13 protein-coding genes are annotated in these 13,543 nt (G+C 66.9%); 5 read left to right on the top strand and 8 right to left on the bottom strand.

Features of this window, described 5'->3' with window-relative positions; genetic code table 11:
- Positions 1 to 29: 29 nt before the first annotated feature.
- From KIP89_RS07395 to KIP89_RS07380, 4 genes are all read left to right on the top strand, one after another.
- A complete protein-coding gene (locus KIP89_RS07395; protein ID WP_213754759.1) occupies positions 30 to 941 on the top strand; it encodes a LysR family transcriptional regulator in 912 nt (303 codons plus the stop codon).
- A 526-nt stretch (positions 942 to 1,467) separates the two neighbouring features.
- On the top strand, positions 1,468 to 2,220 hold the full coding sequence (locus tag KIP89_RS07390; RefSeq protein WP_250152263.1) for a glycosyltransferase family 2 protein: 753 nt from the start codon (positions 1,468 to 1,470) through the stop codon (positions 2,218 to 2,220).
- A complete protein-coding gene (locus tag KIP89_RS07385) occupies positions 2,217 to 2,507 on the top strand; it encodes a lipid-A-disaccharide synthase N-terminal domain-containing protein (protein ID WP_213754757.1) in 291 nt (96 codons plus the stop codon). Before KIP89_RS07390 ends, KIP89_RS07385 begins: the two co-directional genes overlap by 4 nt.
- Positions 2,491 to 4,068, top strand: a complete 1,578-nt coding sequence (locus KIP89_RS07380; protein WP_213754756.1) for an ArnT family glycosyltransferase — start codon at positions 2,491 to 2,493, stop codon at positions 4,066 to 4,068. The genes KIP89_RS07385 and KIP89_RS07380 overlap by 17 nt, the downstream gene beginning before the upstream one ends.
- Before the next feature lie 4 nt (positions 4,069 to 4,072).
- On the opposite strand, the gene KIP89_RS07375 is transcribed toward KIP89_RS07380, so the two are convergent.
- Genes KIP89_RS07375 through KIP89_RS07360 form a run of 4 tightly spaced genes read right to left on the bottom strand, consistent with a single transcriptional unit; the run spans position 4,073 to position 7,014 of the window.
- On the bottom strand, positions 4,073 to 5,446 hold the full coding sequence (locus KIP89_RS07375) for a sensor histidine kinase (protein WP_213754755.1): 1,374 nt from the start codon (positions 5,444 to 5,446) through the stop codon (positions 4,073 to 4,075).
- Positions 5,443 to 6,117, bottom strand: coding sequence for a response regulator transcription factor (locus KIP89_RS07370; protein ID WP_213754754.1), 675 nt, complete (start codon positions 6,115 to 6,117; stop codon positions 5,443 to 5,445). Before KIP89_RS07370 ends, KIP89_RS07375 begins: the two co-directional genes overlap by 4 nt.
- Positions 6,118 to 6,139: 22 nt before the next feature.
- Positions 6,140 to 6,730, bottom strand: coding sequence for a cytochrome b/b6 domain-containing protein (locus tag KIP89_RS07365; RefSeq protein ID WP_213754753.1), 591 nt, complete (start codon positions 6,728 to 6,730; stop codon positions 6,140 to 6,142).
- The gene (locus tag KIP89_RS07360) at positions 6,730 to 7,014 is read right to left on the bottom strand and encodes a PepSY domain-containing protein (RefSeq protein WP_213754752.1); all 285 of its coding nucleotides are present in this window, start codon (positions 7,012 to 7,014) and stop codon (positions 6,730 to 6,732) included. The genes KIP89_RS07365 and KIP89_RS07360 overlap by 1 nt, the downstream gene beginning before the upstream one ends.
- 231 nt (positions 7,015 to 7,245) lie before the next feature.
- Between KIP89_RS07360 and KIP89_RS07355 the strand changes: the two genes are divergently transcribed.
- Positions 7,246 to 7,788 (top strand): tyrosine-protein phosphatase, encoded by a 543-nt coding sequence (locus KIP89_RS07355; protein ID WP_213754751.1) that lies wholly within the window; start codon positions 7,246 to 7,248, stop codon positions 7,786 to 7,788.
- A 44-nt stretch (positions 7,789 to 7,832) separates the two neighbouring features.
- Here the strand turns inward: KIP89_RS07355 and KIP89_RS07350 are convergent, their stop codons facing one another.
- From KIP89_RS07350 to KIP89_RS07335, 4 genes are all read right to left on the bottom strand, one after another.
- Positions 7,833 to 9,263: a basic amino acid/polyamine antiporter gene (locus KIP89_RS07350; RefSeq protein WP_213754750.1), complete on the bottom strand. Its 1,431-nt coding sequence runs from the start codon at positions 9,261 to 9,263 to the stop codon at positions 7,833 to 7,835.
- 185 nt (positions 9,264 to 9,448) lie between these two features.
- Positions 9,449 to 10,687 carry an arginine deiminase gene (locus KIP89_RS07345; RefSeq protein WP_213755424.1) on the bottom strand — a complete coding sequence of 413 codons (1,239 nt, stop codon included), beginning with the start codon at positions 10,685 to 10,687 and terminating at the stop codon, positions 9,449 to 9,451.
- A gap of 27 nt (positions 10,688 to 10,714) precedes the next feature.
- Positions 10,715 to 12,151 carry a basic amino acid/polyamine antiporter gene (locus KIP89_RS07340; RefSeq protein ID WP_213754749.1) on the bottom strand — a complete coding sequence of 479 codons (1,437 nt, stop codon included), beginning with the start codon at positions 12,149 to 12,151 and terminating at the stop codon, positions 10,715 to 10,717.
- Between the two features lie 356 nt (positions 12,152 to 12,507).
- A complete protein-coding gene (locus KIP89_RS07335) occupies positions 12,508 to 13,518 on the bottom strand; it encodes a helix-turn-helix transcriptional regulator (protein WP_213754748.1) in 1,011 nt (336 codons plus the stop codon).
- Positions 13,519 to 13,543: the final 25 nt, after the last annotated feature.

The raw sequence follows: 13,543 nt of genomic DNA, 5'->3' as shown, positions 1-13,543 counted from the left end.
ACACAGTGCTTTCCGAGAGGTCTATCGACGTGAATCTCAACCGGCTGGCCTATTTCGCGGCCGTGGTGGATGCCGGTTCGTTCACGCGGGCGGCCGAACGGCTCGGCATCACCAAGGCGGTGGTGAGCCAGCAGGTGGCGCAGCTGGAACGGGACGTGCGGACTAGCCTTCTGGTGCGCACGACGCGGCGGGTCGAGCCGACCGAGGCCGGGCGGCGGTTTCACGCGCGCTGCGTCATGATCCTGCGCGACGCCGAAGATGCGTTCGACGAGTTGGCGCAGGCGGCGGCTGAGCCAACCGGTACGCTGCGCGTCACCGCACCGAACGACTATGGCACCGCGCTCGTCGCGCCGGTCGCGGCCGCCTTCTCTGCCCGCTATGCCACCTGCCGGGTTGAACTGACGCTCAGCGACGACACGCTCGATCTCGTCTCGGGGCGCATCGACCTGGCGATCCGCGTCGGCTGGCTCGCCGATTCCGGCCTGCAGGCCCGCAAGATCGGCGGCTTCAATCAGTTCCTCGTGGCAAGCCCCGGCTTCTCGTCGCGTCTCGCCTCGGTGGAGGAGCCGGACGATCTGGCGGGATTGCCTTTCATCGCCAATCTGGCGCTGCGCGAGCCGCTGCTGTGGCCGTTCACCCGCGGCGCGCTGGACCGGCGTGCCGTGCGGATGCAGGCAAGCATGGCCATCGATACGACACCCGGCGTGCTTGCGGCGGTGAAGGCCGGCGGTGGCCTGTCCATCCTGCCGGATTTCCTGGTGGCGGAAGAGCTCGCGACCGGGCGGCTGGTGCATGTGCTGCCCGCGTGGGAGCTGCCCTCCGGCGGCATCCACACGGTCTATCCCACCGCCCGCTTCCGCCCGCCCAAGGTGACAGCCTTCGTTGATATGCTCGTGGCCGCACAGAAGAAGACTTCCCTCGCCACCGCGCCGGTGGGGTAGCGGCGAGGGGCCGCGAGCTGCGGCGCACCGGTTCGCAGCCGTTCGCACTGACCATAGCCGGGGGCACGCGCTGGACTCCGGCCATGGAGCGTGGGGTGCCAACTGACGAACCTTGGCCGAGCACCAGATAGCCGACATTCCGCTTCGACGAACGCCTGGCACATGGCTGCAACGCCGGGCAGTTGGGAAGCCTGACCAAGGTTCGCGCCTTCTCTATGGGCCGACAGCCTGCCGACAGGTTCGGATCGCTAGCGGAAAGGTAGGCACACAGGGAGGCTCGGATGCCACATCGTGCAGGGACGCGCGTGAAGGATGAGAGCTTGTACGGCGCCGCTGGCGGCACCTCGCCCGCTTTCCCGCTGGGAGCGCGATAGACATGGCGCCGATCGCCTGCCCGAAACGTGCGAGCCTGAAGGAACCCGTCCGATCCCATGCATTCGCGGCGCCGGCTCCCGCCCCGATCCGCCCCGATCTGTTAGGCCATGCTGGCGATGACCTGCCGCTCGGACCGAGCCCGGCTCCGGGTTTGCCGGATGTTTCCGTCGTTCTCCCCGCGCGCGACGAGGCCGGCGCTATCGGCCCGCTGCTGGCCGAGATCACCGTCGCCCTGGCTGGTACCCGCTACGAGGTCATCGTCGTCGATGACGGCTCGACCGATGCGACGGCGCGGGTGGTGGGGCAGGTCGCGCGCGACCATCACCAACTGACGCTTCTCGCCCATGCCCGCTCGTACGGCCAGAGCGCCGCCATACGGTCCGGTGTCGACGCCGCGCTGGGACGCATCATCGTCACGCTCGACGCGGATGGACAGAACGACCCGGCGGACATTCCCCTGCTTCTGGCGCTCTACCGCAATGCCGGGCGGGGTCGGGAGGTGCGGATGGTCGCCGGCCAGCGGCGCCGGCGCAATGATGGTCTCGTCAAGCGCCTCTCCTCGCGCCTCGCCAACCGGGTGCGCGGCGCGCTGCTCGCCGATGGCGTCGCCGATACGGGCTGCGGCCTGAAAGTATTCGACCGTGCCACCTATCAACGGCTCCCCTATTTCGACCACATGCACCGTTTCCTGCCGGCGCTGATACAGCGAGAGGGCGGCGTCGTGCTGACCCATCCGGTCAATCATCGCCCGCGTTCGGCCGGCCGCTCCAAATACGGCACATGGAACCGGCTCTGGGTCGGCATCGTCGATCTCGTTGGGGTGATGTGGCTGAGCGCGCGCATGAGCCGCCCTGTGATCCGGGCCGAGATCATCGCCGATTCCCGGCGGGGGCCCCGCTCATGAGCGCCGGTCTCTGGCTCGCCGTCGGTCTTGTTGGGCAGGCCATGTTCTCGGCCCGCTTCCTCGTTCAATGGTGGGCAAGCGAGCGCGAGGGGCGCAGCATCATCCCGCACAGCTTCTGGTATCTGAGCATCGCCGGCTCGCTGGGCCTCGTCGCCTATGCGATCTATCAGCGCGACCCGGTGTTCATCATCGGCCAGGGCGCGGGCCTCGCCATCTATCTGCGCAATATCCGCCTGATCCGGCGGCAGAGCATCCGCCCGGAGGCGCTGCGTGACGGCGCTGTCTGAGGCGGGGGACGCCGCCATCCCCGACCGCTCTTTCAGCCGTGCCAACGCGGGGGCGCTGACGCTGGCTCTCTCGCTGTCGTTTGCCACCCTTGCGCTGACACTGCTGCTGCGCGGGCCGTTCCCGGTCGACGAGACCCGCTATCTCACGGTCGCCTGGGAGATGTGGACCTCCGGCGACAAGATCCTGCTGCACCTCAATGGCGAGCCCTACAGTCACAAGCCGCCGCTGCTGTTCTGGCTGATCAATCTGGCCTGGCGCGTGACCGGCCCGCAGGAATGGAGCGCCCGGCTGATGCCGGCGCTGTTCCTGCCACTGAGCGTGTTCGCGACCTACCGGCTCGGCCGGGATCTTGCCGGTCCGGCGCTCGGCGCCCGCGCGGCGCTGGTGCTGGCGGGCTTCACCGCCTATGCCGCGCTCGCCAGCTCGGTGATGTTCGACGCCATGCTGACCACGGCGAGCGTCACCGCGCTCATCGGCCTCTTGCGCGCCGGGCGACGGCAGGCGGGCGGGTGGACGATTTTCGGCCTCTCCGTCGCCATCGGCCTGCTGGCCAAGGGGCCGGTGATGCTGGTGCAGGTGTTGCCCGCCGCGCTGCTGGCCCCGCTCTGGGTCGAGGGGATGACCGACTGGCGGCGCTGGTATCTCGCGCTTCTCGGCACGGTGCTTCTTGCCGCGCTTCCTGTGCTTGGCTGGGCAGTCGCCGCCGCCGGGGCCGGGGGCGGGGAGTTCGCAGGCACGCTGCTGTGGCGGCAGACCGCTGGGCGGATGGTCGAGGCCTTCGCCCACCGTCGACCTTTCTGGTTCTACCTGCCACTTCTGCCGGCGTTGCTCTTTCCCTGGTGGTGCGTCTCCGGCTTCTGGAACGGGGCCGCGCTGGCGTCGCTCTGGCGGGAACGGGCGTGGCGTCTGCCGGTGATCATGTCTGCCGCCACGCTGCTCATCATGTCTGCCATTTCCAGCAAGCAGCTTCACTACCTGCTGCCGGCGCTGCCGGCGGCGGCGCTCATCCTTGCGCGGCTGATCAGCACCGCGCCGCGCCGCATGGAATTCGGGCCTGCGCTTGCCGTGCTCGTCGCGGGCGTCGCGATGCTCGCTAGCGCGCTGCTGGCGCCGCGCTACCCGCAACTCCTGCCGCCATTGGCAGTGGGGCCCGGCCTGCTGCTCGTCGCCCTCGCCCTGCCGGTTTGGGCGCAGCGGCGCCACGCGTGGAGGGCCGGAGCGGGGGCGACGGCTGCGCTGCTGCTGGCGGGTTTCCTGCAGGCATGGCTCGGCGGGCTGCCAGCCTTTGACCTCACGCCGCTGCTTGCCCGGATCGACGCCACCCGGTCCATCGCAGTGGTCGGCATCTATGAAGGGGAGATCGGTTATCTTGCCCGACTGACCCAGCCGGTGGACCTGCCGGGCGAGGCCGAGTTGCCGGCCTGGCGGGCGGCGCATTCCGATGGGCAGATCCTTGCCCGATTCCATGCCGGCGAGGCGCCAGTGGCCGAGCTGCCCAGCTTCGAGCAACCGTTCATGAAGCAGCGCCTTGGCCTATGGTCGGCTGCCCCGGCGCGCTGAGCGCTCAACCTGCGGCGATCTCGGGAGGGAAGAGGATGCGGGCGACTGTGCCGCCTTCCGGGCCCCGGTCGATCTCGAAGCGCGCGCCGTGCAGCTCGCAGATGCGGCGCACGATTTCCAGCCCGATGCCGAGCCCGCCGGCACGCTTGTAGAAGCCCGGAGCGTTCTCGCGCGGAACGCCGCCGAAGCCGATGCCGTCATCCGCCACCTCGATCGTGCCGTCCGACTGCGAGGCGACACGGATGGCGACACCCGGGCCGCCATGACGCACGGCATTCTCGATGAGGTTGCGCACCGCGTCGCGCAGCAGTGGCGCATAGCCGGGGACGACGGGATCGGTGGAGGGTTCGAAGGCGATCGAGGCCCCCGCGCCATAGACGAAGGCGGCGGTGGAGCCGACCAGTTCCTCCAGCATGCGGTCGAGCGCGACGGGCGCGAAGCCGCGCGTATCTGCCGCTTCCAGCCGGGCCAGGGCAACGATCTGTTCGAGAAAACGCGAGAGTTCGTCCACCTCATGGATCGCCTGCCGCGCGCGCGGATGATCGATCCGCTCCAGCTCCAGCCGCACCACGGCGAGCGGGGTGCGGATTTCGTGGGCGATGGCGGAGGTGAACAGCTTTTGACCGGCGACCAGCGCCCGCACCCGCTCATAGGAACGGTTCACCGCCCCGGCAAGCTGGGCGATTTCGCGGGGCATGGTCCGCGTCGGCAGACCGCTTTCCGGCTTCATGGGGTCGAGATGCTCGGCGGCGAGCGCGGCCTCGCGCACCGGCTTCAGCGCCGTGTGGATGGAGTAGAGACTGGCGCCGAGCACGAAGATGAGCGTCATGCTCATCGGCACCAGCATGTGCTCGGTCACCTCATCGGCGAAGACGTCCCAAAGCGCATGCTGCGGGTCACCGTTTATGGCGACCTCGATGAAGGCGTGGCGCCCGCCAATGTCCACCGTATGGCCCCCGGCAAAGGTGAGCGGGTAGCCCTCGGTGAGGATGCGCAGCCAGAAGCTCGGCGGGTTGAGGTCGAGCGGGAGGAAATGCTCGGTGCAGGAGGCGTCGCAATGCGAGAATAGGATCACGCCGGAAGGGGTGCGCACGCGGGCCACATAGCCCGAGCCTTCCACATCGTAGCGCCCCCGCAGGCCGGCGGGCAGTTCGTAGCGCAGCCCCGTGCCGGTGAGCGTGAAGCCCTCCGCCAGAGTCTGCGTCTCACGTTCCAGCAGGAGACGCGAGAGATTGTCCGGGTCGGCCGCATATTCGGCAACCACGGCGATGAGCTGCGCGACCATGGCCAGCAGCGTGAACAGCACGATGCGCCGCGCCACCAGAACGCCGAGCGCACGGCCTTTCCCGGTGCCTGCGGGTGGTGCGGCGGCGCTCAAGCGTCGGTCTCGCGCAGCAGATAGCCGACGCCGCGCACCGTCTCGATAGCGATGCCGGCATCATGCGCGGCGATCTTCTTGCGCAGGCGCGACAGATGCAGGTCAATGGCGTTGGCGGAGATGTCCTCGTCGAAATCGGAGAGTTTGTGCTCAAGCACGCGCTTGGGCATCACCTTGCCGAAGTCACGCATGAGGATTTCCAGCACGGCACGCTCGCGCGGCGTAAGCGGTAGGACGTCTTCTCCACAGCTGACCTCCAGTCGCGCGAGATCGAAGCGCAGCCGCCCGGCCTCCAGCACCGGCGCCATGCTGGGCGCCCGGCGCAGCAAGGCGCGCGAGCGGGCGAGCAGTTCGCCATTGTTGAACGGCTTGGTGAGGTAGTCGTCGGCCCCGGCATCGAGCCCGGCGATGCGCTCGTCGATCGCTCCGCGCGCGGTCAGCACGAGGACCGGCGTGGTGCTGCGCTTGCGGCGCAGGGCGCGCAGGAAGTCGAGCCCGTCGCCGTCGGGCAGGCCGAGGTCGAGCAACACGAGGTCATAGGCGTTGGTGTCGACGGCAAGCTGCGCCTCCTCCAGCGAGCCCACCGTGTCGATCCGCCAGCCGGCCTGCCGGATCGTCTCGCTGACCAGCTCGCGCAGCCGCACGCTATCTTCCACCAGGAGGAGCCTCATGGACGGCTCCCCCTGCGTGGTGTCAGGCGCGGCGCTTGCGACCGGTGATCATGGACAGCACGAGATTCTCGCGGTGGCGACGGCTCTCGATGAGGGCCGCGCCCGCGTGCAGGAGCGCCAGCACCATGATGGAATTGGCGAGCCATTCGTGAGTCTCCTCCAGCCACTCCTCGCCCCAGAAGGTGTCGAGCCCCATCATCCAGCCGCTCACGCAGGTGGCGGCAAGCAGCGCCATCAGCGCGAGCATCATTGCCGCACCGGCGGGGTTGTGTCCCAGCATGCGCGGCTCGCGCCCCTTGGCAAGAGCCGATAGATACCACGTGAGCCGGCGCGGGCCGGGGACGAACTCGGCAAAACGGGCATAGTGCGTGCCGATGAAGCCCCAGATGACCCGCACCACCAGCGCCGCGGCTACCATATAGCCTATGATCTCGTGCAGTGCCTCGCTGTCTTCGACGACGAAGAGGTTGAGCAGGCACCCGGCGACCACGGTCCAGTGGAAGATCCGCACCACCGGATCCCACACCATGACCTCCGGCGAGGGCCCGGCCTCCTGCGAGGGCCGGGCCGTGCCGCCCGAGGCGGCGCCGGCGGAGGGTATGGGCCCGTTCATCAGTCGATCTCGGACTTCACGACCGCGCCGGAGACCGGGTTGAAATAGACCTCGGCCTTCTTGCCGTCCTTGGTGTAGCCGTAGATCTCATAGCAGCTGCCGGAGACCTTGAAGGTCTTTATCTTCTGGTAGCCCATCTCCGTGACCTTCGCCTTCATGGCGTCTTCGGTCATCCATTTGTCCTTGGCCTCGGCGGTGCAGGCCGGGCCGGCAAACGCGGCGATCGGAGCGACGACGGGGGCGATCAGGAAAGCGGCGGCGAGGCTGGTGGCGATCATGCGCATCTGGTGAAGTCCTCAAGCACATCGGCGGGCTGCCGACGGCGAGAGAGATCGCTGCGTCAACCTGTCGGATAACTGTCGCTGCTCGCAAGATCAGCTTTCCAGGTCTTTGCCCGCCTTGGACAGCTTCCCGACAGGAACGGCACGCCAGACAGACCCCTGAAACGCCATGGGGGATTGCCGGTGCGGCTGGATTGTCAACTTAGGGGAATGCTGCGTGGCGCAATGCGGGGAGTGCTCGGGCTGCTCCTGGCGATTTCCGGGGTCGCCGCGCTCTACGCGGGTATCACGGTTGCGCAGGGCAATTTCCACACCGTGATCGAGGGCGAACTTTACCGCTCCGCCACCCTGTCCGGGACGCAGCTCGAGGCGGCGCTCACGGGGTTGAAGGTCCGCACCATCGTCAATCTGCGCGGCGCCTCGCCAGATCAGGACTGGTATCGCGAAGAGGCTCGTCTCGCGAGCGCCCATGACGTCATCCTCATCAACCTGCCCTGGTCCGCGCGCCGCGAGTTGTCCGATGCCGAGGTCGCCGAGTTCATGGCGCGCCTTGCCGACGCGCCGCGGCCGATCCTGATCCATTGCCGATCCGGCGCCGACCGAACGGGGCTTGCCGCCGCGCTCTACCTCGCCGCCATCAAGCGGGCAGACGAGGAAACCGCCGAGAGCCAGCTATCGCTGTGGTTCGGCCACATCGCCCTGCCGGTCACGCCCTTCTACGCGATGGACGAGACCTTCGAGCGGCTGGAGCCGAGCCTCGGCTATCTCGACAGTTGAGTAAAAACAGTCGGCCGCCCTGCCGCCGACGGCCACCGCAGGGCTCAGACGCTGATGCGCCCGGTGGCCAGGCCGAAGATGGCGAGCGCCGCCCCGGCCGCTGCTGCCGCGAACAGCAGCCATTCGACGGGTGTGAACACGCGGTGGCCGCGCTCGCGCTGCGCGATGATGAACAGCGCGCTGCCGGGCGCGTAGATCACCAGCGACAGCAGCAGGAACTTCAATCCGCCGGCATAGATCAGGCCGGCGGCATAGAGCGTGGCGAGCCCCGCCCGCACCAGATCGCCCGCGCGCCCCTTGGGCTGCGCGGCATAGGTCTCGCCGCTCCAGGCGAGCTTGAGCGCATAGGCCGCGACCAGCAGATAGGGCAGCAGGATCATCGACGAGGTGAGTTTCAGTGCCAGCAGGAAGGCCTGCTCGGCGAAAAGCGTCATGATGAGGAAGAACTGCACCAGAAGATTGGTCAGCCACAGCGCGGCGAACGGCACCTTATTGCGGTTTTCGGCGCCGAGAAAGGCCGGCATGCTCTCCATGCGCGCGGCCGAGAACAGCACTTCGGCGGCCAGCAGCGACCAGGAGAGATAGGCGCCGAGCACCGAGACGATGAGGCCGATTGATATGAACACGGCGCCCCAGGGACCGACCACCGCCTGCAACACCCCGGCCATGGACGGGTTGCGCAGGCCCGCCAGTTCCGGGCGCAGCAATATGCCATAGGACAGCATCGTCACCAGGACGAGCAGGCACAGCACGCCGAGGAAGCCCAGCAGCGTGGCGAGGCCGACATCGGAGCGCCGGCGCGCATAGCGGGAATAGACGCTGGCGCCCTCGATGCCGACGAACACGAACACCGTGACCAACATGGTGCCACGTACCTGATCGAACAGGCTGTCGGTACCGGCAGCCATGCTGCCCCAAAAATTCGCGGCGAAGATATCGGCCTTGAAGCCGAAGCCGACGAAGACGAGGAACATCAGGATCGGGATGATCTTGGCGACGGTGACGATGGTGTTGAGCGCCGCCGCCTCGCGCACGCCGCGCAGGATGAGGAAATGCACGGTCCACACGCCCAGCGACGAGACCGCCACGGCGATGACGGTGTTGCCGTCACCGAAGATCGGGAACAGCGCGCCGAGCGTCGATTTGATGAGCACCCAATAGGACACGTTGCCGAGGCAGCAGACGGTCCAGTAGCCGAGCGCCGAGGCGAAGCCGAGATAATTGCCGAAGCCGTCCTTGGCATAGGCGAACACGCCGGCATCGAGATCGGGCTTGCGGCGCGAGAGGGTCTGGAACACGAAGGCCAGCATCAGCATGCCGCCGCCGGCGATGCCCCAGGCGATGAGGGCGCCCAGACCGCCGGTAACCCGCCCGAACGTCTGCGGTAGCGAGAAGATTCCGGCGCCGACCATGGAGCCCACGACCATGGCGGTTAGCGTCGGTAGTGCGAATTTCTGTTCGGTGGGCTGGGTCATGGAGGCGCCTGAGAGTCTAATCCGAACCCCATCCGGGATGGCGGGACGTTCTGATACGCCGTCATCCCCGGGCTTGGCTCGGGGATCCACGCCTTGGTGCGCGGCACGCAATATCGGCAAAGGCGTGGATGGCGGGGCCAAGCCCGGCCATGACGTTGGTTAGAGGCGCGGGTTAAGGCACGCGTTCAGTAGTCGACGGCGTCGCGGATGATCGGGCAGGTCATGCAGTGGCCGCCGCCGCGCCCGCGCCCGAGTTCGGAGCCGTCAATGGTAATGACCTCGATACCGGCCTTGCGCAGCAGCGTGTTGGCATAGGTGTTGCGGTCATAGGCGAACACGACGCCGGGCGAGGCGCAGACAAGATTGGCACCGGAATCCCATTGAGTCCGCTCGCGCATATAGTCGTTGCCGCCGGTCTCGACGACGCGCATTTCCTTCAGGCCCAGAGCCTCGCGCACGGTCTCGACGAGGCCGCCCTTGTCCTTGTGCAGTTCGACGCCGCCCTTGCCGTCCGGCCGGTAGGAGAAGCACTCGATCTTGTCGACGATGTCGGGGTACAGCAACACGCAGTCGCGGTCGGCGAAGGTGAACACCGTGTCGAGATGCATCGCCGCGCGCAGCTTCGGCATTGCCGCAATGATGACACGCTCGGCGGCGCCCTGCGCGAACAGCGCGGCGGCGGCCTGGCTGATCGCCTGGCGCGAGGTGCGCTCGCTCATGCCGATCAGCACATTGCCCTTGCCGATCGGCATCACGTCGCCGCCTTCCAGCGTGGCGAGGCCCCAATCCTTGGTCGGGTCACCCCACCACACCTTCACCTTGCCGGCGAAGTCAGGGTGGAATTTGTAGATCGCGGTGGTGAGGATGGTCTCCTCATGCCGCGCCGGCCAGTAGAGCGGGTTCAGCGTCACGCCGCCATAGATCCAGCAGGTGGTGTCGCGGGTGTAGAGCGTGTTGGGCAGCGGCGGCAGCAGGTACTCGTTGACGCCGGCAGCGTCGCGGATCAGCGCCAGCGTCTCGCCGCCAATGGTGTCCGGGAATTCATAGGTCGACAGGCCGCCGATCAGTGTCTCCGCCAGTTGGCGGTTGGGCAGGCCGTCGAGATAGGAGCGTACCTCATCGACAAAGCCGACACCGATCGTGTTCGGCACCACCTGGTTGTCGAGGATCCATGCCTTGGCCTCGGGAATGGCGACCGTCTCGGTCAGCAGATTGTGCATCTCGACCACGTCGATGCCGCGGTCGCGCATCTTGGTGATGAAGTCGAAATGGTCGCGCTTGGCGACATCGACCCACAGCACATCATCGAACAGCAACTGGTCGCAATTGCTGGGCGTCAGCCGCTGATGGGCGCGGCCGGGCGCGCAGACCATGACCTTGCGCAGCTGGCCGACTTCGGAGTGAACGCCGAAGGTGGTTTCCATCATAGGGCTCCTAAATGCCTATCCGATTCAAGGGGTAATGGTGCCGGTAACGAGGCCGTAAGTGCCCACGGCGGCGGCCACCACGGTGATGCCGAAGGCGACCATCTCGACCGGTGTGAACAGGCGCACGCGCTGCTCGCGGCGGGCCCAGAAATAAAGGATGATGGTACCGGGCACGAACAGCACGGCCACCAGCAGCACATATTTCAGGCCGGCGGCGACGAACATGAACAGCGTGTAGACCACCGCGATCCAGGCGAAGATCTGGTCGCGGGCGCGCTCGTTCGGGGTGGTCTCGTAGCCGACGCCGCTGCGTGCCAGCAGCACGCCGTAGCCGGCGACCAGCAGGTAGGGCAGCAGCGAGGTCACGCTGGTCATGTCGAGCATGAAGTTGAAGGCGTCGCGCGACCAATAGGTCGAGATGACGAACAGCGAGACGACGATGTTGGTCATCCATAGCGCGTTGGCGGGCACGCGGTTGCCATTCTGCACCGCGAACATTTTCGGCATGTCCTGCGACTTGGCGGCGGCGAACAGCACTTCCGCGCAGATCAGCGACCAGGCGAGATAGGCGCCGAGCACCGAGACCAGCACGCCGATCGAGATGAAGATCGCCCCCCAATGCCCGACAACGAGTTCGAGCGCGCCGGCCAGCGAAGGGTTGGCCACGCCGGCGATCGCGGCACGCGGCGCGGTGGCATAGGGCAGCATGGTGACGGCCACCATCAGGCCGGTCACGGCGACGAAGCCGAGAATGGTCGCGGAGCCGACATCCGAACGCTTCTTGGCGAAGCGGGAATAGACGCTGGCGCCCTCAATGCCGAGGAACACGAAGACGGTGATCAGCATGGTGTCGCGCACCTGCGCCAGCAGGGTCTTCTCCGGCATGTCCACGCCACCGAAGAAGTTCTCGGAGAATTGCGCGTAATTGAAGAAGAAGATGAAGGCGAGGATCGCGACGATCAGCGGCACGATCTTGGCGATGGTGACAACCGTATTGACGAAGGTTGCCTGCTCGACGCCGCGCAGGATCATGAAATGGAAGGCCCAGATGCCGCAAAGCGAGACGATGATCGCCGTCGCGGTGCTGCCATCCCCGAAGATCTCCGGGAAGAACCGCCCGAGCGTCGAGCCGATCAGCACCCAGTAGAACACGTTGCCGAGGCAGCTTCCGAGCCAGTAACCGAAGGCCGACAGGAAGCCCATATAGTCGCCGAAGCCGGCTTTGGCGTAGGCGAACACGCCGGAATCGATGTCCGGGCGCTTCTCGGCCAGTGCCTGAAACACCCGCGCCAGCATGTACATGCCGGTTCCGGCAATCGTCCAGGCGATGATGGCACCGAACGGGCCGGTGGCGGTGGCGAAGCGGCCCGGCAGGTTGAAGATGCCGGCTCCGACCATGGAGCCGACCACCATGGCGGTTAGAATGGGCAGGGAAAGCTTGCCAGCCGGGGTGTCCGCCATGATGCCCATCTCGGAAAAAGGAGGAAGCGTGGTGCGTTCAACCCTATAGACCAGCAGGAATTTCAATAAATGGGCCGGACGTCCCAATTGTTGTCGCGCAATCCCAATCTTACGTCTTTTACCGCAAAGAGCCAGCTCCCCGACATGCTGCAAGTGCGAAGGAAAAATGAGCTTTGCCTGGCAAGGAAAGCATGAATGTTGTTCGCGAGTGCCGCATGAACGTTGCGTAACAGAAGGCGTAAATCCTGAATTTCGAAAACCCGGTCATTCCGCCCAAGCGGAAGAGCTGGCCGGGCGTATCGCAGCAGCGGCGCTCGGGCGCTCACGGCGATGAACAGCTTCTGCGGAAGCCACCGCTAGGCGGCGAGCCAGCGGAGCAGTTCGGCGAGGCTCGGCATGTTGCCGGAGACCATGCCGGTGCCCTCGAAGCCGCCGGTTCCCCGCAAGCCGATCCGGCCAGTCTCGCGCGCCTCCTTGGGCGAGATTCCGAATTCCTGGCGGAAGGCACGGCTGAACACGGACGCGTCGGTGAAGGCCCATTGCTCGGCGATGCGCGTGATGGGGCGGACATCCAGCGGGTCGAGCAGCGCGTGCCGCGCGCCCAGCAGCCGCTGCCGTCGCACATAGGCCGATATGCCTCCGATCGGTTCGAACAGCCGGTAGAGGCGCGAGCGCGACACACCGAGATCCTTGCAGATCGTTTCAGGGGTCAGTTCCGGCTCCGTCAGCCGGAGCCGGATCCGCCGCCGGGCCCGTTCAAGCAAAGCAAGGTCGATCGGCGCCTGCGCCTCGGCCAGGCGGTCGCGGGCGGGTCGCGCGCAGGCGTCGAGGAAACAGCGCGTCGCCTCGGTGATGTGGTCGAGTTCGTGGGGCTCGACCAGCGGTAGCCGGCGGTCGAGCGCCAGCATCAGGTCGGCCAGCAGCGCCCCGAGACCACTGTCGAGCGGCACGTCCAGCAGGTTGTCGAGACAGGAGCCGGCCAGCAGGTCGCGCGGGACGAACAAGGTCAGAGCCCCGTCATCCTCGATCTCGGTGGTGAGTGGCCGTGCCAGCGAGTGGATGAGAGGCCGTGCTTCCGGCCGCCGATGCGCCGGCCGCCCCTCGTCGAAGCTGCACGGCAGCACCACGTACCAGTGATCGAGCACGCCCTTCTGCCAGTGCCTCCAGCGCACGGGATGACCTTTGCGCGGCAGGCTGGTGCTGGTGAGCACGAGGCGGCCGAGCGGCCAGATTCGCTGCGACATGTCGAAGGAGGCCTGCCTGTCGACGCCCGGGCGTATGTCCACAATCGCCTCATGGGCGGCACGGAATGCCTCGAACTGCTCGTGGGGCGGCAGGTCGGCAGTGGTGAACAGGATGGGGTGCACGCGCGTGGTTCGGTCGCAACAGCTT

It is taken from the genome of Ancylobacter radicis, from assembly GCF_018449475.1.
Taxonomy (GTDB): Bacteria; Pseudomonadota; Alphaproteobacteria; order Rhizobiales; family Xanthobacteraceae; genus Ancylobacter; species Ancylobacter radicis.
Note: the sequence above shows the minus strand (reverse complement) of the source record. Positions and strands in the feature narration are given on the sequence as shown.